The organism is Saccharopolyspora tripterygii (genome assembly GCF_054778355.1).
The window spans coordinates 67370-92456 of sequence record NZ_BAAGZP010000034.1 but is presented as its reverse complement, the minus strand read 5'-3'; the positions used below and the strand labels follow the sequence as shown (position 1 = coordinate 92456).

The following is a 25087-nucleotide window of genomic DNA, read 5'->3' as shown; positions in this document are numbered from 1 at the left end:
GACGAACAGGGGTCACGTCCGGTCAGCCCCGGAATTCCCGGGGCTGACCGGAGCGGCTCAGCTGTTCTGCGGGAAGCCCAGGTTCACGCCGCCGTGCGACGGGTCCGGCCAGCGCGTCGTGACCACCTTGGTTCGGGTGAAGAAGCGGATGCCGTCCGGGCCGTAGGCGTGGGAGTCGCCGAACAGTGAATCCTTCCAGCCGCCGAAGGAGAACTGGGCGACCGGAACCGGGATCGGCACGTTCACGCCGACCATGCCGACCTCGACCTCCTCGCTGAACCGCCGGGCCGCCCCACCGCTCTCGGTGAACAGGGCGGTGCCGTTGCCGTAGGGGTTGCCGTTGACGATCTCCAGCGCGACGTCGTAGCTCGGCACGCGCAGGACCGAGAGCACGGGACCGAAGATCTCATCGGTGTAGATCGACATCCCGGTCCCGACGCGGTCGAAGAGCGTGGGGCCGAGCCAGAAGCCCTCGGCAGCCCCGTCGGCCTCGACCTCGCGACCGTCGACGACCAGCTCCGCACCGGCCTCCAGGCCTGCGTCCACGTAGGACGACACCCTGCTGCGGTGGGAGGCGGTGACCAGCGGTCCCATGTCGCAGGCGCGGCGACCGTCGCCGACGGTGAGCTCGCCCACCCGCTCCGCGATCTTGGCGACCAGGTCGTCGCCCACCGGGTCGACCGCCACGACGGCGGAGATCGCCATGCAGCGCTCGCCGGCGGATCCGAACCCGGCCGAGACGGCGGCGTCCGCGGCCAGGTCGAGGTCGGCGTCGGGAAGCACCACCATGTGGTTCTTCGCCCCGCCGAGCGCCTGCACCCGCTTGCCGTGCACGGTGCCGGTCTCGTAGACGTAGCGGGCGATCGGCGTGGAGCCGACGAACGAGATCGCCTTGACGTCGCGGTGCTCCAGCAGCGCGTCGACCGCGACCTTGTCGCCCTGGACGACGTTGAACACGCCGTCCGGCAGCCCCGCCTCCTTCCACAGCTCGGCGAGGAACAGCGCTGCCGACGGGTCCTTCTCGCTGGGCTTGAGGATCACCGCGTTGCCGCAGGCGATCGCGTTGGGCGCGAACCACAGCGGCACCATGGCGGGGAAGTTGAACGGGGAGATCACCCCGACCACGCCGACCGGCTGACGCGTCGAGTGCACGTCGACGCTGGTGGAGGCGTTCTCCGAGAAACCGCCCTGCAGCAGGTTCGGGATGCCGCAGGCGTACTCGACGTTCTCCAGCCCGCGCTGCACCTCCCCCGCCGCGTCGGAGAGCACCTTGCCGTGCTCGGCGGTGATGATCTCGGCCAGCTCGTCCTTGCGCTCGTTGAGCAGCTCCCGGAACGCGAACAGCACCGCCGACCGCTTGGCCAGCGAGGTGCGCCGCCACTCCCGCAACGCCTCGGAGGCCACCGCCACCGCGGTGTCCACATCGGACCCGTCGGCGTAGGCGACCGTGCCCGTCACCTCCCCGGTGGCCGGGTTGAACACCTTCCCGGTGCGCTCGGGCGCGGTGTCGGCGGACTTGCCCGCGATCCAGTGGTGGATGAGCTCGGTCATGACGAGAACAGCTCCTGCTCGGCCAGCGAGACGGTGTCGGTCAGGATCTCCAGCGCCTGCGCGGCTTCGGACTCGGTGAGCGTCATCGGAGGCGCCAGGCGGAGGACGTTGCCGTGCAGGCCGCCCTTGCCTATCAGCAGACCTCGCTGCTTGGCCAGTTCCATGACCCGCGCGGCCGCCTGCGGCGCCGGCTGCTTCCCGCCCGGCACGACCAGTTCGACCCCGATCATCAGCCCCTTGCCGCGCACGTCGCCGATCAGCGCGCTGCCGTGGGAGCGCAGCCCTCGCAGCAGCTGGGCACCCAGCTTCGCCGCGTTGCCCTGCAGGTCGTGCTCGATCAGGTACTCCAGCGCGGCGTGCGCCCCACCGGTGGACACCGGGTTGCCGCCGAAGGTGGAGATCGAGTTGGCGCCGATGTCGTCGATCAGCTCCTTCTCCGCGACGAGCCCACCGATCGCCAGCCCGTTGCCCAACCCCTTGGCGAACGTCATCGCGTCGGGCGTGACGCCGTGCGCCTGGATGCCCCAGAAGTGCTCTCCGGTGCGGCCCCACCCGGTCTGCACCTCGTCGGAGATCAGCAGGATTCCGTACTCCTCCAGCACCTCGGCGAACGCGCCCAGCAGCCCGTCGGGCGGGGTGGCGAACCCGCCGACGCCCTGGATCGGCTCGGCGATCATGCAGGCGACGTCGCCTGCTGTGGTGGTCTCGATGACCTCGCGCAGGTCGTCGACGCACGCGGCGATGTAGTCGGCGTCGGACAACCCGCCGAACGGGCTGCGGTAGGGGTACCCGCCGTGCACGTAGCTGACCTTGATCGGCGACAACGAGGTCGCCGACCACCCCCGGTTGCCGGTCACGGCCAGCGTCGCGAACGCCCGCCCGTGGTAGGAGTTGCGCAGCGCCAGGACCTGGTTGCTGCGCCGCTTCTGGGTCGCCAGCATCAGCGCCGTCTCGTTGGCCTCGGTGCCCGAGTTGGTGAAGAACACCTTCGGGTTCGCCAGTCCTGACAGCTCCGCGATGCGCTCGGCCAGTTCCACCTGCTGCCGGATCAGGTACAGCGTCGAGGTGTGCAGGACACCGGTGTCGACCTGCTTGCGCACGGCATCGCTGATCTCATCGATGTCGTAGCCGATGGCGTTGGTGAGGATGCCCGCGAAGAAGTCCAGGTACGTGGTGCCGTCGGCGTCTCTGACGTGCCGCCCGGAGCCGCTGACGATCTCGATCGGCTCCTCGTAGTACAGCGACAGCCAATCCGGCAGCACTGCCTTGTGGCGGGCCAGCAACGAATCCGACATGCTTCCTCCTGCTCCAGCGGCCTCGTTCGATCGGCCCAGTCTCCCGCGCCGGATGCGTCTCGGCCACGACCAGGCCACCGCGACCGGGGGATCCGCGCCCTGACCGGCTGCGGGTGACCGCACGCGCACCGGGTGTAGCCTGTGCCCCGCCGGTCACGCCGCGCCAGCACCTCCCCCCCTGTAGCTGGCGTCGCGTGACCGGCCCTTTTCACCTCCGGCACCTGCCGAGCAGGGCAGGTCGGCGTCGCCGCCGCAACACCGCTCACCGACCGTGCGCGGAGTGTCCCGGGCAACCCCTTCAGGTGATCAATTGCGCCGATCGGCGCATGTCTGATGGGCCGAACGGGTCAAGCCTCCTAGTCTCGCGTCACACGTCTTCGCCGGACGAGTCCCGTCCGCGGAGGTGGAAAATGATCGACCGAATCCACAAAGCCCTGCCCGCCCGCGGACTCCCGGGGGACCCGGTGGACACGAGCCTGCGGCCGGGTGAGGCACGATCCACGGGGGCGGCACTATGAACGCAGTGGTCGCGGTGCGTTTCGCCGCGGGCGTGGTCGCCGAGTCCCGTCGCCAGGCGCACCTGGCGACGCAGCCGGAAGGACCGTTCCCAGCGGCATGGCGCACGTTGTGCGGCATTCAGATCCCCTCGTACGTGGCCGAGGTGTCCGAGCAACCGACCGGAATGCCGTGCGTGCGCTGCATGTCACGACTGTCCGGCCAGTCCGGACAGTCCGATCCGGAGCTGCAGCAGTGACTCAGCGCGCGATCGACAGCGACAGCGCGAACTCCGACGCGTCGTCCAGCCACCAGCTCCCCAGGTCGAAACCCGCCACGGCCAGCTCGTCGGCGATGCGATTACGCCGGAACTTCGCCGAGATCTCGGTGCGGATCTCCTCACCCTCCGCGAAGTCGACGTCCAGCGCGAGCTCACGCACCCTGACGTGCATCGGCCGCCGGGCGCGCAACCGCATCTCGATCCACTCCTGATCGGTGTTCCAGCGCGCCACGTGCTCGAAGGAGTCCACGTCGAAGTCCGCGCCGAGGCGCTTGTTCAGCACAGCCAGCACGTTCCGGTTGAAGTCCGCGGTCACGCCCGCCGCGTCGTCGTAGGCGCGGATGAGCCGCGACGGCTCCTTGACCAGGTCGGTCCCCAGCAGCAGCCACTCCCCCGGCCGCATCGCTGCGTGCAACGCGGCGAAGAACCCGGCGCGTTCCTCCGGGAGGAGGTTGCCGATGGTGCCTCCGAGGAACGCCACCAGCCGGTCCTCGCCAGCGTCGAGCCTGCCGGTGGTGAAGTCGTCGACGACCCCGGACACGATCAGCTCAGGGTAGTCGGACTCGATCGCCGCGACCGCGCCGCGCAGGGCCGACTCGGAGACGTCCAGCGGCACGAACCGCCGCAGCGTGCCGTGCTTGCGCAGGGAGTCCAGCAGCAGCCGGGTCTTCTCCGAAGAACCCGAGCCCAGTTCCACCAGCGTGGCGGCGTTGGTGAGCTCCGCGATGGTCAACGCGGTGCGCTGGAGGATCTGGTGCTCGGCCCGGGTCTGGTAGTACTCGTCGAGCTCGGTGATGCGCTCGAACAGCTCGCTGCCCGCCGCGTCGTAGAACCACTTGGGCGAGAGCCACTTCGGGTGGTCGGTCAGCCCTTCTCGGACTTCGGCGCGCAGTTCGCGGTCGGCGTCCGCCTCGGTGAAGCGCACGGTCAGGTCGGGTTGTCGCACGGCTCCTCCAGGGAAACGACCTCGGTGTGTTCAGTGTCGGCCACCACCAGGCAGCGATCGGGGATCTCCACCCACGGGGTCCGGTCGGACCGGCCGAACGGTTCGGAGGCGATGGTCACCGAATCGGGTTCCCGGCACACCCACAGCGAGTGGGTCCAGGTGGTGGCCACGATCCGGTTGCCGTCGCAGAGCAGCAGGTTCAGCCGCGAATCCGGTGCCGCGGCGTGCACTTCCCGCACGAGCTCGGCGATCGCAGTCTCGGGGTCATCGCCGTCGGCGAGCCGCCGCCGCAGCAGCGCCCACAGCACCGCCGAATCGGTGGGCTGGGCCGTCAGCAGCTCGGCGGGGTCGAGTCGTCCCGCGAGCTTCGCCAGCGAATCCGGCCAGCCGCCGACCTTGCCGTTGTGGCTGAACAACCACCGCCCGTCGGTCATCGGGGCGCACAGCTCGGGTCCCACCGGCATGCCCGTGGTGGCCGACCGGACGGCCGCGACCACGGCCGACGCCCGCAGATCCCTGGCGAGCGGTGGGAACGACGTGTCGGTCCACATCGCCGCACCGTTGCGGTACACGCCGGTGGTCCCGTCGGAGCGGAACCAGCCGGCTCCGAAGCCGTCGGCGTTGACGGTCCCGCCACCGCGCATGTCGTTCGGCGCCCAGGACTGCTCCAGCAGCGAGTGCGCCGGATCGAGCAGCAGCTCCGCCAACGGCACGGGAGCTCCGAGGTAGCCCAGATGTCGGCACATGCTCAGCGCTCGTCCGGGATCGGTGTGCGGGCGCAGCGGAAGCCCGCGAAGATCTGCCGACGGATCGGCAGGTCCCAGTTGCGGAACGTGCCCCGGCACGCCGCCCGGTCGGTGCCGAAGGACCCGCCGCGCAACACCTTGTGGTCGCTGCCGAAGAACACCTCCGAGTACTCCCGGTAGGGGAACGCGGCGAACCCCGGGTACGGCAGGAAATCGCTCGAGGTCCATTCCCACACGTCGCCGATGAGCTGCCGCGCGCCGCAGGGCGCCTCGCCCTGCGGGTAGGCCCCGGCCGGGGCCGGCTGCAGGTGGCGCTGTCCCAGGTTCGCGTGTTCGGCGTCCGGGTCCTCGTCACCCCACGGGTATCGGCGGGAGCGGCCGGTGGCGGGGTCGAACCTGGCCGCCTTCTCCCACTCCTGCTCGGTGGGCAACCGCTTCCCGGCCCACGCGGCGTAGGCCTCGGCCTCGTAGAAGCTGACGTGCACCACGGGTTCGTCGTCGGGCACCTCCTCGACGCGCCCGAAGCGGCGGCGCATCCAGCGGTCGCCGTCGCGGATCCAGAATCGGGGAGCTTCCAGGGAGGCCTTGTGCCGGTAGCGCTCTCCGGCTTCGCTCCACCAGCGCGGCTCGTGGTAGCCGCCGGCGTCGATGAACCGGGCGAACTCGGCGTTGGTGACCGGCGTCGTGTCGAGGTGGAACGCCTCGACGTGGACCTCGTGCGCCGGGCGCTCGTTGTCCAGCGCCCAGGCCTCGGTGGAGGTGCCCATCGCGAAGCTCCCGGCAGGCACGTACACCTCGGACGGCAGCGCCGTCTCACCCGGTGGCGGAGGTTCGGCGTCGAGCGCGGGCGGCCCGTCGCGCAACTGGTGGGTGGCCAGCATCGTCTCGTCGTGCTGCTGCTCGTGCTGCACGATCATGCCGAAGGCGAAGGCCCTGTCGACGAGCCTGCGCCCCTCCAGCGGTGTCTCGCCGAGCAGGTCGAAGACCTTGTCCCGCACCGTCGAGACGTACTGGCGGGCTTCCGTCGGGCCCAGCAGCGGGAGCTCGGGGCGGTCGGCCCTGCGGTGTTGGAAGGCGTCGTAGAGGTCGTCGATGTCGGGGCGGACCGCCTCGCGCCCGCCCACGTCGCGCACCAGCCACAGCTCCTCCTGGCTGCCGACGTGCGCGAGGTCCCAGACCAGCGGCGACATCAGCGGCGAGTGCTGCTTGACGAGATCCTCGTCGTCGACGGCGTCGGTGAGCTGCGCGCTGCGCTGCCGCGTGCGGGCCAGCTCGGCCGCGACGTGCTCGCGCAGGTCCTCGGTTCCCATGTCCTGAAGGTCTTTCACCGTGCACCCCTCCGGTCGTGACGAGTTCAGCTCAGCCGCCGTGCGACGTGCTCTGCCAGGCGTTCGGCGAGGCCCCCGCCCACGCCGTCGAGCAACCGGCACGCCAGGTCGAAGATCTCCCGGGCGGATTGGGCCAGCACCGGATCGGCGAGACCGGAGCGGGCCGCGTGCACCCAGCGCCCGGCTGCGGGCGCGGCCATCACCGCCACCTTGTCCACGGCGGACTCGTCGCCGAACAGGGCCGCGAGCGCCGCGGTGGGCAGCATCCAGTCCGTACCGGACTGGGCGTCGAGGTAGCGCACCTCCAGGTACCCGCGCGCGCGAACCGGCGGGAAGACCGTGGTCAGGTGGTAGTCGAGGTCGTCACGGGTGGGAGCCTCCGGGAGCCCGCCGTGGATCCACTCGGCGAAGCTGAGGCCGCTGGGCGCCGACCAGTCGTCGCCCTCCCGTCGGCGGCACACGACGGACATGTCCAGCATCCGCCGCGCCCAGCCGCGGACCGGGTCGCCCTTGATCGGGCCCGGCCGGGTGCGCGGCGGATCGGTGTCGAGCAGCACCCGGGTCCGGGTGGAGGCCCACCCGGTCTCCACGCCGAACAGGCGCGGTGAGTTGGCGAACGCCGCGATCATCACGGGCCCCAGCGCGTGCAGCGCGTTCCACCGCGCGGCGATGCGCTCCGGTTCGCCGGCGTCGAGGCACACCTGCACCCCGGCGGTGCTGCACATCATCAACCGGCCGTCCAGGCCGATGCGGTCGAACGCGCTCTCCATCGCCTGGTAGCGCGGCACGCGCAGGATCCGGTTCGGGTGGCGGTACGGGTCGAGCCCGCTCTCGCCGAGCACCAGCCCGGCCTTCGCGAGCGTACGGCGGAGGTAGTCGGCGTCGGCCGCCACCACGCTCAGCAGGGATCGCAGCGAACTGGTGGGAAGACTGGAGATCTCGACCTGGCCACCAGGCTCAACGCTGAGCGCGGAGCCGTTCGGCAGCGGCTGTTGCGGGCTGTCGGGAACCAGGGAGCGGGGTGCGTGCGGGCCGAGAGCGGCGATCAGCGTCGCGGCGTCGAGGGCACGTCCCGGATCGGATCGGTGGTGCAAGGTCCATTCGAGTTCGACACCCAGCAATCGAGGAGGACCGTGCTTGAAGCACACCGACGCCACGTAGGCCTCGGCCTCCGCCCTGGTGCGCACTCGTGAGGTCGGAAATTCGCCTGCTGCAGGATCGGTCGATATCGGCAAGATCATCACCGCCCGTGTTTGGCCGGTTACCGACGCTACCGCCCGCCTCTGACAGCCGCGACCCTTGTTCTGCGCCCGGGCAGCTGTTATCGAGCAGGCGGGAAGCGTGCTGATTCGGTTCACCACCACCCGAACCGGCTCGATTTGCCAACAAACCGTACGTACGGATTGCAACCGCAACGACCGTCCTGCAAGGATTCACGGCATGCCCCGGGTCAGCCAGGACCACTTGGACGCACGACGCCGACAGATCCTCGACGGATCGCGCAGCTGCTTCGCGCGCTTCGGTTACGAGGGTGCCACCGTGCGCCGCCTGGAAGAAGCCACCGGGCTGTCCCGCGGAGCGATCTTCCACCACTTCAAGGACAAGGAATCGCTGTTCCTCGCCTTGGCGGAGGACGACGCGGCGCGGATGGCCGACGTGGTCGCGGAGCAAGGCCTGGTGCAGGTGATGCGCAACCTGCTCGACGCGCCCGCGGGGATCGAAGCCCGCGCGCTGGGCGCCGACTGGCTGGGCACCCGGCTGGAGGTCTCCCGGAGGCTGCGCACCGACGTCGAGTTCCGGGACCGCTGGGCGCAGCGCTCCGAACTGCTCACCGCCGCCACCCGGGCGCGTCTGCAGTGGCAGCACCAGTCCGGGAACCTGCGCGACGACGTCGACGTCGACGTGCTGACCGCCTACCTGGAGCTGGTCCTGGAAGGTCTCGTCTCGCACCTGGCCATGGGCCTGCCCGCCAAGCACCTGGGTTCCGTCCTCGACGTCGTCGAGGAGAGCGTGCGGCGCCACCGGGGCCGCTGATCCCACAGCACCGCCACCGCGAGGCGTAATGTCACGGCCACGACGGCAGAGCTGAAGGAGTCGCGCGGCATGGGCAGCGAGTGGTGGAACCGCTTCCTCGCTTCCGATCCTTCGCTGCGGAGGCTGCGCACGGCCGTGCGCGTCACCCTCTCCGTCGCGCTGACGCTCGCCGTCGCGATCCCGCTGCTGGCGTGGTGGGGGCAGCCGCTGCCGACCGCCATGATCGGCGCCGTCGTGGCCATCAACGGCTCGCTCGGCGTCAACGACCCGGAACGGCGCGACCAGGCCATCACCTACGCGCTGCTGCCGCTGCCGGTGCTCGCCGCGCTGGGCCTGTCCATCGGGACCGCGTTCTCACCACCTCTGCAGAGCGCGGTGTTCCTGCTGGTCATCTTCGTCGCCGTGTACGTGCGCAGGTTCGGCACGCGGTACTTCCCGCTGGGGATGGTCGCGTTCATGGGCTACTTCTTCTCGATGTTCCTGCGCCCGCAGCCCGCCCAGTTCCCGGCGCTGCTCGCCGCGGTCCTCATCGGCACCGTCGCCGCCGCCGGTCTTCGATTCCTCGTGCTGCGCGACGATCCCGAGGGCGTGCTGGCACGGGGGCGCCGGACGCTGCGCGCTCAGGTCCACGGGCTGCTGCACGCGGTGCGCGACGTCGCCGGGCAGCCCGAGTCGACGTCGAAGCGGCGCCGGCTGCACAACCGGTCGGCGCGGTTGAACGAGACCTCGCTGATGCTGGAGAGCACCGTCGGGCGGATGGACGAGATCTCCGAGGACAGCCGGAAGGTCCTGCGGCAGCGGATCCTGGACGTCGAGCTGGCCGCCGAGAACCTGGTGAACCGGCTGCTCCAGCTGGTCGACCACCCCAGCGGTGGTGGTGTGGTCCCGCACGCCGTCGGCGCGCTGCTGTCGGTGCTGGAGAACCGCCCGCACCAGGTGCGGGAGGCGACCCGGCGGGTGTCCGAGCAGATCGAGGACCGCGGCTCGGTCGACGTGGCGATGGCGATCCGCAGGCTCGGCACCGAGCTGGCCGAGCTCGCCGAAGCGGCCGGTGAACTGGGCGAGGAGCGCGACGACGCCGAAGCCCGTTCCGACGACGAGACCGACGACTCCGCCAGCGAGCAGACCGGCCTCGCCCGACCGGAGGTGCGCACCGCCATCCAGGTCACCGTGGCGGCCGGGCTGGCGATCGTGTTCGGCCAGCTGGTCGCTCCGAACCGCTGGTACTGGGCGGTGATCACCGCGTTCGTGGTGTTCATCAGCGCCAACAGCCGCGGCGAGCTGCTCGTGCGCGCGTGGCAGCGCACGGCGGGAACGATCCTCGGGGTGCTGGCGGGCATCTTCGTCGCCGCGATGGTCGGCGACGATCTCGCCGCGGAGCTGTCGGTGATGCTGGCCTGCGTGTTCCTGGCGTTCTACTTCGTCGGCTACTCCTACGCGGCGATGACCTTCTTCATCACCACGCTGCTCGGCGCGCTCTACGGGATGCTCGGCACCTTCGACGCCTCCGTGCTGGAGACGCGACTCGCGGAGACCGCCGTCGGTGCGGCGGCCGGCGCACTGGCGGCGTTCTTCGTGCTGCCCACCCGCACCCGCGAGGTGATCCGCTCCAACACCGCCGAGTTCCTGGAGGCGTTGCGGGACTTCCTGCGCAAGACCGGGACCGAGCTCAGCGTGCAGGGCACCGCCTCGGGATTGCAGGAAACCACCCGCGCCGTGGACGACGCCCTCCAGAAGGTGCTCGCCAGCGCGAACCCGCTGACGGTGTACCGCTTCCGGTCGCGGCGCAGCCAGGTGCAGCGGCTGGCCGCCAACCTCAGCGGCTGCGCCTACTACGTCCGCAACCTCTCGGTGGCGCTGAGCGACACCGCCGAGATGGTCGACGCCGACACCCGCGAGCGCATCGCCGAGCAGCTGTGGGCGCTGGCCGATGCCGCCGAGTCCTTCACCGACGAGGGACAGGTCCCCTTCGAGGAAGCGATCGGGGCGGCCCACCGCAGCTCCGACGAACTGCACGACCTGGCCGAATCGCTCACCGGCGGGCCGACCTCGCTGCACCGCAGCATCCGGTGGCTGGACCGCACGATGCTGGTCCTCGACGAGATCGCGCGGGAGATCGGCACCGACGCTCACCTGGCCGGGCGAAGCTGACACCCCCCTTCCGGCGACACGGCACCGCGTCCCCGGCCCCCGAACGCGACCCCCATACGCTGCGAGATCAACAGCCTCCACGCGTTTGAGGAGCCCCCACGTGAAGCGTTCGATCGCGCTCGGCCTGGCCGCGGCGGCCGCGCTGGCCGTCGCACCGGCCGCGGCGAGCACCGCGGCGGCAGGCCCGGCGCCGCAGTTCGGCCCGTGCCCCGAGGACATCGCCACCCCGTACCCGCAGCTGCGGTGCGCGACCGTCGACGTCCCGCTGGACCACGCCAGTCCGAGCGGTGAGCAGGTGCAGCTGCTGATCTCCAAGCTGCCCGCGCGCGACCCGCACGCGCGGCGCGGCTCCCTGCTGCTCAACCCCGGCGGTCCCGGTGGGCCGGGCGCGGACTTCGCGGGCGCGATGGGCCAGATGGCCCCACCCCAGGTGCGCGATTCCTACGACCTGATCGGCTTCGACACCCGCAACACCGCGCACAGCACGCCGATCAGCTGCGTCGACCCGGCGAAGTACTGGGCCAACCCGCTGCCCGACCCCGATTCCCCCACCACCCGTGAGATCAACTGGCACCGGGCGGAGACCTACGCGGAGGGCTGCGCGCAGCGCGCGGGCAAGTACCTGCCGCACCTCAACACGCCGACCAACGCCCGCGACATGGACCTCATCAGGTCCGCGCTCGGCGAGCAGAAGATCAGCTTCCTCGGCTACTCCTACGGCACCTACCTCGGCGCGGTCTACGGGCAGCTGTTCCCGGAGCGGGTGGACCGGATGATCCTGGACAGCTCGGTGAACCCGGACGTCTCGGAGATCTGGTACGGCAACAACCTCGCCCAGGACGTGGCCGCGCAGCAGCGCCTCGACCACTTCTTCGGCTGGGTCGCCCGGCACGACCGGGTCTTCCACCTCGGCACCGAACCGGGCGCGGTGAAGGCGGCGTGGGAACGCACCCAGGCCGACCTGCGCCGGGCACCGCGCGGGCCGCTCGGACCGTCGGAGCTCATCGAGATCAGCTTCAACGCGCTCTACGGCGAATCCGATTGGCAGCCGCTGGCCCAGGGCCTCGCGGACTTCCAGCTGCGCGGCGACGACCGCGCGCTGGCCGCGATGGTGACGCCCAAGGACGCGCTCGCGGAGAACGGCAACGCCATCTACAACGCCGTGGAGTGCGCCGACGCGCCCTGGCCGTCCCGCAGCGCCGAGTGGGAGCGCGACTCCCGGCGGATGGCGGCCGAGCACCCGTTCGCCGCGTGGTTCAACAGCTGGACCGTCGCTCCCTGCCGCACCTGGCAGGCGCCCCGGCAGCAGCCCACGAAGATCACCGGTGAGGGCCTGCCGCCGGTGCTGATGTTCAACTCGGAGCACGACGTGGCCACGCCCTACGCCGGTGCCGTCGAGATGCACCACTCGCTGCCGTCCTCGGTGCTGGTGACCGAGCGCGACGCGGGCAAGCACGGGGTCTGGGCGCTGGCGGGCAACGCCGAGGCGAACCGCATCGGCACCGACTACCTGGTGCGCGGTGCCTTGCCACAGGAGGACATCGACATCCCGGGACATGCCGAGCCCGACCCGTCGGCGCCCGAGACGCGCGGCTCCCGCACCTACGACCTGCGCTGAGGCCCGAACGAGAAGGAGGCCGGCCCCATGACGGGACCGGCCTCCTCGCACATCCGCAGCGTCAGAGCACGCCGTGCATGTAGCGCTTGATGGTGCGCGCGGACAGGAGCAGCAGCACGGCGCACGCGATCGTGGCGAGGCCGACGACCGAGAAGTACAGCTGCTGGTTCTCCACCGAGTACATCTTCACGACCTGAGCGCCCAGGCCCTGACCCATCGCAGGCGCCAGGAAGTAGAGACCCATGGTCTGCGAGGCGAACACCTTCGGCGCGAGCTTCGTCGTCGCCGAGAGACCGACCGGGGAGAGCATCAGCTCACCCACGGTCATGATCACGAAGACCAGCGCGAGCATGATCGGCAGGTGCTTGCCGTCATCACCGGCGACGGACTTCGACAGCACGACCCACAGGAAGGACAGGCCTACGAAAAACAGCCCGCCGACGAACTTCTGCGGTGTCGAGGGCTGCTTGGAACCCAGCTTCATCCACATCGCGGCCATCACCGGAGCGAGGATGATGATCGTCAGCGAGTTGACCGACTGGAACCACGAAGCGGGAACCGCGAAGCCCAGGACGTTGAGGTCCGTGTCCGCCTCGGCGAGGTTCGCCAGGGTGTTCGGCTGCTGCTCGAACAGCAGGAAGAACAGCGCGGTGGCGAGGAACAGCGGGATGTAGGCGATCAGCCGGTCGCGCTCGACCTTGGTGATCTGCTTGCTGGAGAGCATCACCACGAAGTAGATGATCGGCAGCACCGCGGAGATCACGCTGATCAGGTTGACCAGGCCCTCCAGGCCCATCACACCGCTGACCGACAGCACGACCAGCACCAGCACGAAGCCCACGGCGATCCCGCCCGCACGGCCCAGGACGCGGCCCTTGTGCTCGGCGGGAAGCGGGTTGACCGGGTGCAGTCCGGCGTTCCCGAGGTTCTTGCGCCCCATCGTGTACTGGATCAGGCCGAACGCCATGCCGACCGCGGCGGCGCCGAACCCGAGGTGCCAGTTGACCTTCTCACCCAGGGTTCCGGCCACGAACGGCGCGATGAACCCACCGAGGTTGATGCCCATGTAGTAGATCGAGAAGCCGGCGTCGCGGCGGTTGTCGTCCTCGCTGTAGAGGCTCCCGACCAGGCCCGAGACGTTCGGCTTGAGCAGGCCGGTGCCGATCACCAGAAGGACCAGGCCGACCAGCACGCTGGCCATGCCACCGGGGATGGCCAGTCCGATGTGGCCGAGCATGATGATCACGCCACCATAGAGGACCGCGCGCTGGGCGCCGACGATGCGGTCGGCGAGCCAACCGCCGAGCACACCGGTCATGTAGACCGAGGCACCGTAGATGCCGACCACCGACAGCGCGGTCGACTCGGGAATCCCCAGGCCGCCCTCGGAGACGGCGTAGTAGAGGTAGTACGCCAGAATGGCGCGCATACCGTAGTAGGAGAACCGCTCCCACATCTCGGTGAAGAACAGCGTCAACAAACCGCGTGGGTGCCCGAAGAAACCCTTCTGCGGCGCGTCCGCAACCGTGGGTGTGCTCACGATCACGTCCTCTCGTGATTGTTCGGCGGGATGGTGACCGCGACTACTTTGTCGCAGGTTACGTCCAGGTGGACTGGATCAGTCCATCGGGGCGAGAAGCAGCCATCGACCGGCCACAACGGACTCCCGGGCGGGTCAACACCGCTGGTGGTGACCACGCCCGCCGGCCCCCGCGCGCGGGAGCGCCCGGGACGGCTCCCTCCGGGAAACACGGGAATCGTGATCGTGCCGCTACCGATTGCATCCCTTCAGCGCCGGTATACTCGGTATGACCATTTCTCAACCGGTCCATTTCTATTCACGGGAGTGAGCACTTCAGTGCCAGCGGCACAATCCCCAGAGGGAAGCAGTACCGAGCCGGGCAGTAGACCCGGCTATCTCCGACCCACGGGCGCTATCACGAGGCGGGCCGAGGGTTGATCGAAATCGTGCTGGCCGTTGCCGGCCTCCTGTTCATCGCGGTCCTCACGCTGGGCACCGCTCTCGCGGTGGCAGCCGAGTTCTCCTTGACCTCGCTGGAACGCTCCACCGTCGACGCCCACGTCCACCAGGTCGACGACAAGCGCGCTCGTGCCGTCCAGCGCGCGCACCGCACGTTGTCGTTCCAGCTCTCGGGCGCGCAGGTCGCGATCACCCTGACCACCCTGATCACCGGTTACGTGGCCGAGCCGCTCATCGGTGACCTGATCCAGCCGGTGATGACGGCCGTGGGCATGCCGCTCGGCGTGGCCGAGGGCGTGTCGCTGGCGCTGGCGATCCTGCTGGCGACGGCGCTGTCGATGGTGTTCGGCGAGATGGTGCCGAAGAACCTCGCCATCGCCCGCCCGCTGCCGACCGCCCGCGCCGTCTCCGGCTACCACGCCCGGTTCTCGCAGGTCTTCAAGTGGCTCATCGACGCCATGAACAACAGCGCGAACTGGGTCGTGCGCCGCTTCGGCATCGAACCGCAGGAGGAGCTGCGCTCGGCGCGCTCCCCCGACGAACTCGGTTCGATCGTGCGTTCCAGCGCCGAGCACGGCACGCTCGACGAGACCACGGCCAGGCTGATGGACCGCTCGCTGCGGTTCGGCGACCGCACCGCCGAGGAGCTGATGACCCCGCGCGTGAAGGTCGCCTCGCTGCAGGTCGGCGAGACGGTCGTGGACCTGCTCGACCTGGCGCGCCGGACCGGGGTGTCCCGGTTCCCGGTGCACGGCGGCGATCTCGACGACATCCAGGGCGTCGTGCACGTCAAGCACGCGTTCGGCATCCCGGCAGCCCGCCGGGAGACCACCCGGGTCGAGACGCTCTCCCGCCCGGTGCCGACGGTTCCCGAAACGCTGGACGGCGACGCGCTGCTCAACCGGCTGCGCGGCTCCGGCCTGCAGCTGGCGGTCGTCGTCGACGAGTACGGCGGGACGGCCGGCATCGTGAGCCTCGAAGACGTGGTCGAGGAGATCATCGGCGACGTCCGCGACGAGCACGACCGGCAGGAGATCTCCGCCGTGCGCCGGCTCAGCGAGGACTCGTGGCTGATCTCGGGCCTGCTGCGGCCGGACGAGCTCGCCGAGGCGACCGGCTTCACCATGCCCGACGGCGACTACGAAACGGTCGCCGGTCTGATGCTGTGGCGGCTGGGCCGCATCCCGTCGGTGGATGACCGGCTCGACGTGGACGGGTGGCGACTGACCGTCATGCGCATGGACAAGCACCGGATCGCGGAGCTGCGCCTCAACAAGCAGCCCGCGCCCGCGGACGCGGATGCCGACGCGGTGGAGGCGGCCCGATGAGCGACTCCTTCGCACTGCTGCTCGGCGTGCTCCTGCTGATGCTCAACGCGCTGTTCGTGGGCGCGGAGTTCTCCCTGCTGTCCTCGCGCCGCGACCGGCTCGAAGCGCTGCTGGCCCAAGGTGTGGGCCGGGCGCGGACGGTCATCAAGGCGAGCCAGGAGGGTTCGCTGATGCTCACCAGCGCGCAGCTGGGCATCACGCTGTGCTCGCTGGGACTGGGCCGCCTCGGCGAGCCCGCCGTCGCGCACACCCTGGAGGGACCGTTCAGCGCGCTGGGCATCCCCGCGGCCGCGACGCACGCAGTGGCGTTCACGATCGCGCTGGCGATCGTGGTGGTGCTGCACGTGCTGGTCGGCGAGATGGTGCCGAAGAACCTCGCACTCGCCGAGCCGGAGCGCACGGCGCTGTGGCTGGTCCCGCCGCTGGTCGGGTTCGTGCAGTTGGCGCGCCCGTTCATCGCGCTGTTCAACATGATGGCCAACGCGGTGCTCAAGCTGCTGCGCGTCCAGCCGAAGGACGAGCTGGAGACCGCCTACACCTCCGCCGAACTGGCGGAGCTGCTGGTGGAATCGCGGCGCGAGGGGCTGCTCGAGCACTCCGAGCACCGCAGGCTCGCCCAGACCCTGTCGTCGGTGGAGCACACGGTCGCCGACGTCCTGGTGCCGCTGCCGGAGGTCACGACCCTGCCGGGCCGTCCGACGCTGGGCGATGTGGAGCGGCTGGTGGCCGACACCGGGTTCTCCCGCTTCCCGGTTCGCGGCGACGACGGACGGCTGGTCGGATACCTGCACGTCAAGGACGTGCTCGACCAGGCGGGCGAAACTCCGGAGACGCCCATCGCCGACGCCCGCCGGCGTGAGCTGCCGACCGTCCCGGTCACGGCTCGCCTCCACGAGGCGATGGCCTCGCTGCGCCGGGCGGGCGGCCACATCGCCGCCGCGGTCGACTCCAGCGGAACGGCCGTCGGGGTCGTCGCGCTGGAGGACCTGGTCGAGGAGTACGTGGGCACGGTCCGCGACGCCACGCACGTCCGCTGACCGAGCCGGAGCACCGGGCCGACTGGGCGAGCACCACTCCGCTCGCCCAGTTGGCCCAACTTCGCGAGAAACCGCGGGCGCAGCGATTCGGACGATCAGTCTCAGGATCCCGTTTTCCCAGTTCGTTCCGGGTGTGCCCCGAATGAGGACGGGGATCTTCGCTGGGTAGTGTCGTCGCGTGCGAGATGATCAGCTCTCGCCGTCCCACGCGGACAACTCTTCTTCGGGCCGCGTGATCGGCGGCCGCTACCGGCTGGACCGCACCATCGGCAAGGGTGGGATGGGCTACGTCTGGTCCGGGACCGACGAGGTCCTCGAACGCCCCGTCGCGGTCAAAGAACTCCACCTGCCCGCCAACGTCCCCGAGGACGAAGCCGCCGATCTGCGCGAGCGGGCGCTGCGCGAAGCGCGGGCGATGGCCACCCTCAGCCACCCGAACACGGTGATGCTCTACGATGTGGCCCGCGAGGACGACCGGCCCTTCGTGGTCATGGAACTGGTTCCGGGGCAAAGTCTCTCGACGATCCTGAAGCGGCACCGGGCGCTCAACCACTACCAGCTGGCCGTGATGATGGACGGCGTGGCTGCGGCGCTGCACGCGGCCCACCTGGTCGGCATCGTGCACCGCGACGTCAAGCCCGGCAACGTGCTGCTCGGCCCGCGCGGCAAGGTCAAGCTGGCCGACTTCGGTCTCTCGCGCAACACCGCCGAGAAGAGCATGACCCGCTCGGAAGTCCTGCTGGGCACCCCCGTCTACCTGCCGCCCGAGATCGCCCGCCGCGGAACGCTGGGTGCCGGCGCCGACCTGTGGAGCCTGGGCGCCACGCTCTACTCGGCCGCCGAAGGCCACCCGCCGTACGACAAGACCTCCGATCCGCTGATCACCATCAGCTCGATCGTGCACGGGCCGCTCCCCCGCCACCACCAGACCGGCCCCGTCGGCGAGGTCCTGGGCGGCCTGCTGGTGAAGGACCCGGCGCGGCGGATGCCGCTGGTCGAGGTGCGGCGACGGCTCCACGAGCTGGTCAAGGCCGCGGGCGATGAACCGTTCGAGCCGCTCCTGGACCCCGACGCCCCAGCGCTGACCGAGCGGATCCGCCCCCTCCCGCGCCCTCCGGCGGTGCACCCGCAGGGGCCCACGGGCCACACCCACCAGCGCCAGTCGATCCCGAGGGTGACGCCGACGCCTCCGTCGAACCCGCGCCCGCTGGCCGGGGTCTCGCGGGCGCAGCCGTGGATCCCGCCGCAGCAGATGCGCTCGGCCCAGCCGCACCTGCCTGCGCGGTCCGGTTCGTGGCACGGGCAACCCGGCGGCGCCCCGCACGCCGAGCCCCCGCGGAAGCCGTCGTCCACACCGACTCCGGTCGTCCTCACGGCGGGCGCGGTCACGCTGGTGCTGGTGGCGGGTGCGGCGGTGTTCGGGTTCCTCGCCGCGAAGGGTTCCGGCGACGATGCCTCGACGATCGTCGGGAGCAGCGCGTACCAGGCGTTGCAGGCCGAGGCGGCCGGTTCGGTGGGCCGGGAGATCACCGAAGGCACGAGCGACGGCACCCGGTTCGCCGGTCCTCTGATGGCCGGGGACGTGCTGCGATTCGACCACGTGGACTTCGGCACCGCCTCGGCGAACGCGCTGTCCGTGCGCTTGCGCACCTCGGTCCCGGAATCGGCGCACGCCACGATGACAGTGCGGATGACCAGCCCGAACGGGGAGAAGGTCGGCGAGGTCGACCTGGTCGGTCTCGACCGGGGCGGATCGTGGCAGACGGTGCGGGTCGAGCTCAGCCGGAACCTCTCCGGCACGCACAGCCTCTACCTCGTGGTCAGCGCCGACATCGGCGGCGAGGCGCTCCAGCTGGATTGGGTCAGGTTCCACCGCTGAGCCGTTGGAAGATATCCTGACCAGCGATGTTGGTGTTGACCGAGCAGGAGTGGCGGGAGCGGCGGGACGCCCACCGCGAGCGGGTGGCCGAGTGGACCTCCCCGCACCGGCAGCGGCAGCACCAGCACCGCAAGCACCCGGTGTTGGACTTCCTGTTCACCTACTACTCGTTCCGCCCGGCCCGCTTGGAGCGCTGGCAGCCCGGCGTCGACGTGGCGTTGGCGGGCGGACAGGAGTTCTTGTCCCGCAGAGGTTTCACCGAGACCCCGCACGGCGTCGCCCTGGATCCGGCGGTGCTGACCGACAAGCGGCGCGCGTCGGCGGAGTTCATCCTCGGGCTGCTGAGCGCGACGGCCTCCCGCCCGGCCCGGCTGGGCTGCTTCGGGTTGCACGAGTGGGCGATGGTCTACCGCACCGAACCCGGGGACGTGCGGCACAGCGGCTGGCCGCTGCGGCTGGGCCACGGCGGCACCGACGAGGTCGTGGAGTCGATGCCGATCAGTTGCACCCACCACGACGCGTTCCGGTTCTTCACCCCGCAGGCCCGCCCGCTCAACGAGCTCCAGCCCTCGCGGTCCGACCAGGTCAGTCTGGAACAACCGGGCTGCCTGCACGCGAACATGGACTTGTTCAAGTGGGCCTACAAGCTCGACCCGTTCGTCCCCGGCGAGCTGATCGCCGACTGCTTCGACCTGGCGGCCCGGGTGCGCGAGCTGGACATGCGCGCCAGCCCCTACGACCTCGGCGAGCTGGGCTACGAGCCGGTCGCGATCGAAACCCCGCAGGGCCGCGCCGAATACGTCCGCTACCAGCGCGAGTTCGCCGACGAGGCCGCAGCGTTGCGCGAGCGGCTGATCCAGACCTGCCGGGACGTCCTCAGCTGGGGCGCTCGGCAGGTCGCGTGACCTCGGGTTCGACGCGACGCCTGGTCAGCACGGCGAACATCAGGACGGCCGAGACCGACAGCGCACCCATCACGACGCCCATCGGCACGGCCGTGTTCGGGCCCGCGATGCCGACCAGCGGGGAGACCAGCCCGCCGATCATGAACTGCAGCACTCCGAGCAGCGCCGAGGCGCTCCCGGCCGTCTCGCGGTGCCCGGACAGGGCGAGGGCGGTGGCGTTCGGGAAGACCAGGCCGATGCTGGCCACGGTCACGAACAGGGCGGCCAACAGCGCGACCAGCCCCAGTTCCAGCACCGTCGAGGCCGCCACGGAGATGCCGCCGAGCGCGTTGCAGCCGAGACCGATCGCCAGCAGTCGACGGGAGTCGACCTTGCCGACCAGCAGACCGTTGACCTGGCCCATCGTGACGATGCCGATCGAGTTCACGCCGAAGACGACGCTGAACATCTGCGGGGACAGGTGGTGGACGTTCTGCAGCACGAACGACGAGCCGGAGATGTAGGCGAACATCGCGGCGAAGGCCAGCGACGCCGACAGAGCGAAGCCCACGAACATGCGGTCCCGCAGCAGTGCGCCGAAGGTCCTCAGCGTCTGCGGGAGGCTCCCGGGCCGGCGCTGCTCGCGCGGCAAGGTCTCGGGCAGTGCGAGCAGCGCCGCCATCAGCAGCGCGGCACCGATCACGCAGAGCGTCACGAACACCCCGCGCCACGAGGTGAACCGCAGAAGCTGCCCGCCCAGCACCGGAGCGAGCACCGGGACCACGCCGTTGACCAGCATCAGCAGCGAGAAGAACTTGGCCAGCGCGACTCCGGAGAACAGGTCGCGCACCACGGCGCGGGCGATGACGATGCCCGCCGCCCCGCCGAATCCCTGCACGAACCGCAGCGCGGCCAGCGCGTAGGCCGACGGCGCCAGCGCGCAGGCCAGCGAGGCGAGCGCGAACACGACCACGCCGATCAGCATCGGCCGCCGGCGCCCGTGCGCGTCCGACAGCGGACCCATCACCAGCTGCCCCAGCGCGAGGCCGATCGTGCAGGCCATCAGCGACAGCTGCACCTGGGAGGGACCGGCGTGCAGCTCGCCGGAGATCGCCGGCAGCGCCGGCAGGTACATGTCCATCGACAGCGGCCCGAAAGCCGACATCCCGCCGAGGATCAGCGCGTACTTGGCCCGCGACTGCTCAGCCATCCCACCTCGATCGTTCGCACCGCAAAGAACTACTACCACCGTAACCGCAGCGCCGGTGCCGGTCCGAACCGAGGACGATCGGTGTCCGCTCCGCCTTCAGGGACAGGAGCTCAGCGGCCCCAGAGTGGTCCCTGCCAGTCGGAGGTCCCGCGCAGCTCTCGCTTGAGCAGCTTCCCGCCGGGGTTGCGCGGCAGCGGCTGGGCGCGCAGCTGCAGGAACTGCGGGATCTTGAAGTCGGCCAGGTGCTCTCGCAGGTGCGCCAGCAGCAGCTCGGGTTCGAAGTCCTCGTCGGCCACGACGACCGCGCCGACCTTCTCCCCCATGACGTCGTCCGGGACCCCGACCACCGCGGCCTCCAGCACGCCGGGTGCGGCCGCCAGCGCGTTCTCGACCTCCACGGAGTAGACGTTCTCGCCACCCCGGTTGATCACGTCCTTCGCGCGGTCGGCGATGTGGACCAGCCCGCGCTCGTCGATGCGGGCGAGATCGCCGGTGCGCAGCCAGCCGTCGACGAACGTCGAGGTGGTCGCCTCCGGCTTGTTCCAGTAGCCGGCCACCACGTTGGGACCCCGGATCAGCAGTTCGCCGACGCCGGTCGCGGGGTCGGGCTCGTGCACCGCGACGTCGACCACCGGTGCGGGGAAGCCGACCGAATCGGCGTGCTCGACGGACAGCTCGTGCGGCAGGAACGTGGAGATCGACGAGGTCTCGGTCAGCCCGAAGCTGTTGCCCACCCGTGCGTTCGGGAACGCCGCCTTGACGCGTTCGACCAGCGCCGGGGCCATCGGGGCGCCGCCGTAGGAGAGGTGCTCGACCGAGGACGTGTCGCACTCCGCGAAATCCGGCTGCTTGAGCGCCAGCGCGTAGATCGCGGGGACCGTGGTGAACAGGGTGATGCGCTCGTCGACGATGATCCGCAGGAACTCCCGCACGTCGAACTTCGGCATCACCACGGTCGCCCCGCCGTAGGAAAGCTGCAGCAGCAGCTGCGTGTTGCACCCGGTGACGTGGAACAGCGGCACGGAGACGAGATTGCGCGTCCGCCAACCCGTTCCGGCGTCGATTCCCTTGACCCGGCACACGTTCTCCACGTTGGACAGGAAGTTCTCGTGGGTGGTCATCGCGCCTTTGGGGAGACCGGTGGTGCCACTGGTGTAGAAGATGGCCGCGACCTCGTCAGGCCTGAGGTCGTCGACGGCCAGCGGCTCGCCGTCCGGGAACGGGTCGGCCGGGCGGAAGGTGAACGACGCGCCGGAGTCGGCGAGCACGTACTCCACCTCGGGCCGGGCGAAGCGGGTGTTCACCGGGACCGCGATCGCCCCGGCCAGCTGCGTGCCCAGGAACGCCAGCACCCAGTCGACACCGGCGGGCAGCAGGTTGGCGACCCGGTCGCCGCGGACGATCCCGGCTTGCCGCAGACCACCGGCGACGCGGGCGGCACGCCGCCACAGCTCCCGGTAGGTCAGCCGGTCGCCGCCGACCTCCACCAGAGCCTCGCGGTCGCCGAAGCGCTCGACCGACGCCCGCAGCATGTGCACCAGCGAGTCGGCCAGCCCGGTGTAGTGGGCGACGCCCCGCTCGTCCCGCTCGATCCCGGACCTGTCGAACATCGCCTGACCTCCCCGCCGCGACTGACAGTGATCACGGTCACCCGCCGGATGGCGGGGGTCAAGCGGTCACGGCACCCGGAACCCGAACGGCAGCTCCAGCCGGTGCTCGGCCAGCAGCTCCTCGTCGGCCAGCAGCTCGGCGGTGGGGCCGTCGGCGACCACCCTGCCCTCGTCGATGATCACGCTGCGCGGGCACAGCTGCAGCGCGTAGGGCAGGTCGTGGGTGACCATCAGCATCGTCCCGCCCACGGCCAGCAGGACCTCAGCGAGTTCGCGGCGCGCGACCGGCTCCAGGTTCGCCGACGGCTCGTCGAGCACGAGCAGTTCGGGACGGCACGCCAGCACCGCCGCGAGCGCGACGCGCTTGCGCTGACCACCGGAGAGCCGCAGCGGTGAGCGCTGTGCGTGCTCGGTCATGCCGACGGCGCCGAGCGCCTCCGCAACGCGCTGGTCGAGCTCGCTGCCCCGCACGCCGAAGTTGGCCGGGCCGAACGCGACGTCCTCGCGCACGGTCGGCATGAACAGCTGGTCGTCGGGGTCCTGGAACACCAGGCCGACGCGACGCCGGATCTCCTTGAAGGTCTTGCCGGACACCGGGAGCCCGCCGACGGAGAGTTCCCCCGCCGACGGCCGCAGCACGCCGTTGAGGTGCAGCGTCAGCGTCGTCTTGCCTGCCCCGTTGGGCCCCAGCACGGCGACCCGCTCTCCCGGTTCGACCCGCAGGTCGATGCCGTGCAGCGCCCGGTGACCGTCCGGGTAGGCGTGGGCCAGCCCGGAGATCTCCAGCGCGGGCGTCCCCAGCGCCTCGTGGAGTCCGGCGCGCTGCTCGGTCACGCGGTCCACAACGCCACCCCCAGTACGACGGCTGCGACCGCGGGCGCGGCCAGCCCCATGCTCCAGGTCTTCCACGAGGTCCGGCGGGCCGGGTCGACCTCGGGCATCTCACCGCTCCACCCGCGCGAGAGCATCGCGAGGTGCACCCGCTCGCCGCGCTCGTAGGAGCGGATGAACAGGCTCCCGATGCCTCGGGCGGTGGCGCTCACCTGCCAGAGGAACCTCGGGTCGTGGCCCCGGGAGATCCGCGCGACCCGCATCCGTCCCGCTTCGGCGACGATCACCTCGGCGTAGCGCAGCATCAGGGTGATGATCGTGATCACCAGCGCCGGTGCGCGCAGCCGCTGCAGGCCGAGCACGATCTCGCGCGGCGCGGTCGTCGCCGCCAGCAGCAGCGACGTGCCCAGGCCGAGCGTCCCCTTGACCATGATGTTGAACCCGGCGAGCAGCCCCTCGGTCGACAGCGCGATCCCGGCGACCTCGGTGCTCGGGCCTCCGGCGGTGAACGGCAGCAGCAGCGCGAGCACCACGAACGGCACCTCGATCAGCAGTCGCGTCACCAGCCAGCGGGGCGGGATCCGCGCGAGGACCGCGAGCGCGATCAGCAGCAGCGCGTAGCCCCCGAAGGCCCAGAAGACCTCGCGCGGTGTGGCCACCACGCACAGCACCAGCAGGAACGCCGCGGCGATCTTCACCTGGGGGTCGAGCCGGTGCAGCACCGTGTCTCCGGGCAGGTGCAGGGCGTCGGCGTGCCCGGCGCCCACCTACGCGTCCTCTGACCCGGACCGGCGGCGCAGTCCCCAGAACAGCCCGCCGGCCGCGGCGAGCGTGACCGCGGCGCCGATGATCCCGGCGACACCGGTGAGCCGGTCATCGCCGCCGACGGTGTAGTCGGCCAGCGGGCCGTCCGACAAGGCGTGGTCACCGGCGTGCTGGGCGATGCAGCGGCCTTCCAGCGACTCACCGCCTCCGGTCTCCACGACCGCACACCCGCGTTGGGTGACGGCGTCCAGACCGTCGGGGTCGGAGTCGGCGAAGTAGGCGACGCCTCCGGCCACCGCGAGCACGACCAGGGCGAAGATCATCAGAAAGCGCTTCATCGGGCGAGCTCCTCGCTGCGCGCACCGCGCACCAGGTGGACGAGGTCGGGCCGGGCGGAGGCGACGGCACCGACGGTGGCCGCGGTGATCAGCCCCTCCCCGATCCCGATCAGGGCGTGCACTCCGACGATCCCCACCGCCACGGTGGGGAGGCTGAACCCGGCGGCTCCGCCGAGGGAGTACTCCACGAGGAATCCGCACGAGGCGACCACGGTGTTGACCCAGGCGGCGACGAAAGCGGTGATCAGCAGCCCGGCACGGCTGCGGGTCGCCAGTCCGCGCAGCGCCAGCGCCACCAGGTATCCGACGGCGGTGCCGATCAGCGCCATGTTGGTGATGTTCGCGCCGAGCATCGTCAGCCCGCCGTCGGCGAACAGCAGCGATTGCACGACCAGCACGATCGCCACGCACAGCGCTCCGACCCACGGGCCCGCCAGGATCGCGGCCAGCGCGCCTCCCAACAGGTGTCCGCTCACGCCGGGCAGCACCGGAAAGTTGATCATCTGGGCGGCGAAGACGAACGCCGCGACGAGACCGGCCATCGGGGCCGTGCGGTCGTCGAGGTCGGCCCGCGCGCGCACCAGCGCCAGCGCCAGGCCGGCTATCGCCACGACGGCGAACAGCAGGGCGGTGCGGGCGTTGAGCAGCCCGTCGCTCATGTGCATGGCGAGCGTGGTGGTCGGCACCGGCGTCCTCTCCCGCGATCGGTCGTTCCCCCGCGGAACGACCGCCGGTCAAGAGTAGTTGCCGCTCAGGTGCTATCACCAGGCTCTGGCAAGA

21 protein-coding genes are annotated in these 25087 nt (G+C 70.6%); 8 read left to right on the top strand and 13 right to left on the bottom strand.

Annotated elements, in window-relative coordinates; translation table 11 throughout:
* Nucleotides 1-57: 57 nt before the first annotated feature.
* A complete protein-coding gene (locus ACYVF3_RS24250; protein WP_461156556.1) occupies nucleotides 58-1551 on the bottom strand; it encodes a CoA-acylating methylmalonate-semialdehyde dehydrogenase in 1494 nt (497 codons plus the stop codon).
* Nucleotides 1548-2846, bottom strand: coding sequence for an aspartate aminotransferase family protein (locus ACYVF3_RS24245; RefSeq protein WP_461156555.1), 1299 nt, complete (start codon nucleotides 2844-2846; stop codon nucleotides 1548-1550). Before ACYVF3_RS24245 ends, ACYVF3_RS24250 begins: the two co-directional genes overlap by 4 nt.
* A gap of 523 nt (nucleotides 2847-3369) precedes the next feature.
* On the opposite strand from ACYVF3_RS24245, the gene ACYVF3_RS24240 reads away from it, so the two are divergent.
* Complete coding sequence (locus tag ACYVF3_RS24240) at nucleotides 3370-3600, top strand: hypothetical protein (RefSeq protein WP_461156554.1); 231 nt, start codon at nucleotides 3370-3372, stop codon at nucleotides 3598-3600.
* A 1-nt stretch (nucleotide 3601) separates the two neighbouring features.
* On the opposite strand, the gene egtD is transcribed toward ACYVF3_RS24240, so the two are convergent.
* The 4 genes from egtD to egtA are packed head-to-tail and all read right to left on the bottom strand — an operon-like array spanning nucleotide 3602 to nucleotide 7828.
* Nucleotides 3602-4567 (bottom strand): L-histidine N(alpha)-methyltransferase, encoded by a 966-nt coding sequence (gene egtD, locus ACYVF3_RS24235; protein WP_461156553.1) that lies wholly within the window; start codon nucleotides 4565-4567, stop codon nucleotides 3602-3604.
* A complete protein-coding gene (gene egtC / locus ACYVF3_RS24230; protein ID WP_461156552.1) occupies nucleotides 4549-5313 on the bottom strand; it encodes an ergothioneine biosynthesis protein EgtC in 765 nt (254 codons plus the stop codon). Before egtC ends, egtD begins: the two co-directional genes overlap by 19 nt.
* A gap of 2 nt (nucleotides 5314-5315) precedes the next feature.
* Entirely contained in the window at nucleotides 5316-6623 is a 1308-nt protein-coding gene (egtB, locus tag ACYVF3_RS24225; protein WP_461156629.1) for an ergothioneine biosynthesis protein EgtB, read from the bottom strand.
* Between the two features lie 44 nt (nucleotides 6624-6667).
* Nucleotides 6668-7828, bottom strand: a complete 1161-nt coding sequence (gene egtA, locus ACYVF3_RS24220; RefSeq protein WP_461156551.1) for an ergothioneine biosynthesis glutamate--cysteine ligase EgtA — start codon at nucleotides 7826-7828, stop codon at nucleotides 6668-6670.
* A 253-nt stretch (nucleotides 7829-8081) separates the two neighbouring features.
* Between egtA and ACYVF3_RS24215 the strand changes: the two genes are divergently transcribed.
* From ACYVF3_RS24215 to ACYVF3_RS24205, 3 genes are all read left to right on the top strand, one after another.
* Nucleotides 8082-8675 (top strand): TetR/AcrR family transcriptional regulator, encoded by a 594-nt coding sequence (locus ACYVF3_RS24215; protein ID WP_461156550.1) that lies wholly within the window; start codon nucleotides 8082-8084, stop codon nucleotides 8673-8675.
* 69 nt (nucleotides 8676-8744) lie between these two features.
* Nucleotides 8745-10826 carry an FUSC family protein gene (locus tag ACYVF3_RS24210; protein WP_461156549.1) on the top strand — a complete coding sequence of 694 codons (2082 nt, stop codon included), beginning with the start codon at nucleotides 8745-8747 and terminating at the stop codon, nucleotides 10824-10826.
* A gap of 100 nt (nucleotides 10827-10926) precedes the next feature.
* Nucleotides 10927-12444, top strand: coding sequence for an alpha/beta hydrolase (locus tag ACYVF3_RS24205; protein WP_461156548.1), 1518 nt, complete (start codon nucleotides 10927-10929; stop codon nucleotides 12442-12444).
* 61 nt (nucleotides 12445-12505) lie between these two features.
* On the opposite strand, the gene ACYVF3_RS24200 is transcribed toward ACYVF3_RS24205, so the two are convergent.
* A complete protein-coding gene (locus ACYVF3_RS24200) occupies nucleotides 12506-13984 on the bottom strand; it encodes a peptide MFS transporter (protein ID WP_461156547.1) in 1479 nt (492 codons plus the stop codon).
* Nucleotides 13985-14403: 419 nt separating this feature from the next.
* On the opposite strand from ACYVF3_RS24200, the gene ACYVF3_RS24195 reads away from it, so the two are divergent.
* The 4 genes from ACYVF3_RS24195 to ACYVF3_RS24180 all read left to right on the top strand — a co-directional run bounded on the left by ACYVF3_RS24195 (nucleotide 14404) and on the right by ACYVF3_RS24180 (nucleotide 19574).
* Nucleotides 14404-15753 carry a hemolysin family protein gene (locus ACYVF3_RS24195; protein ID WP_461156628.1) on the top strand — a complete coding sequence of 450 codons (1350 nt, stop codon included), beginning with the start codon at nucleotides 14404-14406 and terminating at the stop codon, nucleotides 15751-15753.
* Complete coding sequence (locus ACYVF3_RS24190; RefSeq protein WP_461156546.1) at nucleotides 15750-16790, top strand: hemolysin family protein; 1041 nt, start codon at nucleotides 15750-15752, stop codon at nucleotides 16788-16790. The genes ACYVF3_RS24195 and ACYVF3_RS24190 overlap by 4 nt, the downstream gene beginning before the upstream one ends.
* A 178-nt stretch (nucleotides 16791-16968) precedes the next feature.
* The gene (locus ACYVF3_RS24185; protein ID WP_461156545.1) at nucleotides 16969-18669 is read left to right on the top strand and encodes a protein kinase domain-containing protein; all 1701 of its coding nucleotides are present in this window, start codon (nucleotides 16969-16971) and stop codon (nucleotides 18667-18669) included.
* Between the two features lie 26 nt (nucleotides 18670-18695).
* Nucleotides 18696-19574: a 3-methyladenine DNA glycosylase gene (locus tag ACYVF3_RS24180; protein WP_461156544.1), complete on the top strand. Its 879-nt coding sequence runs from the start codon at nucleotides 18696-18698 to the stop codon at nucleotides 19572-19574.
* On the opposite strand, the gene ACYVF3_RS24175 is transcribed toward ACYVF3_RS24180, so the two are convergent.
* The 6 genes from ACYVF3_RS24175 to ACYVF3_RS24150 form a co-directional block, all read right to left on the bottom strand.
* Nucleotides 19546-20763 carry a Bcr/CflA family multidrug efflux MFS transporter gene (locus tag ACYVF3_RS24175; protein WP_461156543.1) on the bottom strand — a complete coding sequence of 406 codons (1218 nt, stop codon included), beginning with the start codon at nucleotides 20761-20763 and terminating at the stop codon, nucleotides 19546-19548. The two genes, ACYVF3_RS24180 and ACYVF3_RS24175, sit on opposite strands and share 29 nt — an antisense overlap.
* 110 nt (nucleotides 20764-20873) lie before the next feature.
* Nucleotides 20874-22373, bottom strand: a complete 1500-nt coding sequence (locus ACYVF3_RS24170) for a class I adenylate-forming enzyme family protein (RefSeq protein ID WP_461156542.1) — start codon at nucleotides 22371-22373, stop codon at nucleotides 20874-20876.
* Between the two features lie 66 nt (nucleotides 22374-22439).
* On the bottom strand, nucleotides 22440-23216 hold the full coding sequence (locus tag ACYVF3_RS24165; RefSeq protein WP_461156541.1) for an energy-coupling factor ABC transporter ATP-binding protein: 777 nt from the start codon (nucleotides 23214-23216) through the stop codon (nucleotides 22440-22442).
* A complete protein-coding gene (gene cbiQ, locus ACYVF3_RS24160) occupies nucleotides 23204-23971 on the bottom strand; it encodes a cobalt ECF transporter T component CbiQ (RefSeq protein WP_461156540.1) in 768 nt (255 codons plus the stop codon). Before cbiQ ends, ACYVF3_RS24165 begins: the two co-directional genes overlap by 13 nt.
* Complete coding sequence (locus ACYVF3_RS24155; protein ID WP_461156539.1) at nucleotides 23972-24307, bottom strand: PDGLE domain-containing protein; 336 nt, start codon at nucleotides 24305-24307, stop codon at nucleotides 23972-23974.
* The gene (locus ACYVF3_RS24150; RefSeq protein ID WP_461156627.1) at nucleotides 24304-24972 is read right to left on the bottom strand and encodes an energy-coupling factor ABC transporter permease; all 669 of its coding nucleotides are present in this window, start codon (nucleotides 24970-24972) and stop codon (nucleotides 24304-24306) included. Before ACYVF3_RS24150 ends, ACYVF3_RS24155 begins: the two co-directional genes overlap by 4 nt.
* Nucleotides 24973-25087 lie beyond the last annotated feature (115 nt).

Coding starts and splice junctions, on each gene's coding strand:
- ACYVF3_RS24250 (WP_461156556.1), bottom strand. CDS start 1,551: ATGACCGAGCTCATCCACCACTGGATCGCGGGCAAGTCCGCCGACACC.
- ACYVF3_RS24190 (WP_461156546.1), top strand. CDS start 15,750: ATGAGCGACTCCTTCGCACTGCTGCTCGGCGTGCTCCTGCTGATGCTC.
- ACYVF3_RS24215 (WP_461156550.1), top strand. CDS start 8,082: ATGCCCCGGGTCAGCCAGGACCACTTGGACGCACGACGCCGACAGATC.
- ACYVF3_RS24245 (WP_461156555.1), bottom strand. CDS start 2,846: ATGTCGGATTCGTTGCTGGCCCGCCACAAGGCAGTGCTGCCGGATTGG.
- ACYVF3_RS24155 (WP_461156539.1), bottom strand. CDS start 24,307: ATGAAGCGCTTTCTGATGATCTTCGCCCTGGTCGTGCTCGCGGTGGCC.
- ACYVF3_RS24180 (WP_461156544.1), top strand. CDS start 18,696: ATGTTGGTGTTGACCGAGCAGGAGTGGCGGGAGCGGCGGGACGCCCAC.
- ACYVF3_RS24170 (WP_461156542.1), bottom strand. CDS start 22,373: ATGTTCGACAGGTCCGGGATCGAGCGGGACGAGCGGGGCGTCGCCCAC.
- ACYVF3_RS24210 (WP_461156549.1), top strand. CDS start 8,745: ATGGGCAGCGAGTGGTGGAACCGCTTCCTCGCTTCCGATCCTTCGCTG.
- ACYVF3_RS24175 (WP_461156543.1), bottom strand. CDS start 20,763: ATGGCTGAGCAGTCGCGGGCCAAGTACGCGCTGATCCTCGGCGGGATG.
- egtB (WP_461156629.1), bottom strand. CDS start 6,623: ATGGGAACCGAGGACCTGCGCGAGCACGTCGCGGCCGAGCTGGCCCGC.
- ACYVF3_RS24150 (WP_461156627.1), bottom strand. CDS start 24,972: ATGCACATGAGCGACGGGCTGCTCAACGCCCGCACCGCCCTGCTGTTC.
- egtC (WP_461156552.1), bottom strand. CDS start 5,313: ATGTGCCGACATCTGGGCTACCTCGGAGCTCCCGTGCCGTTGGCGGAG.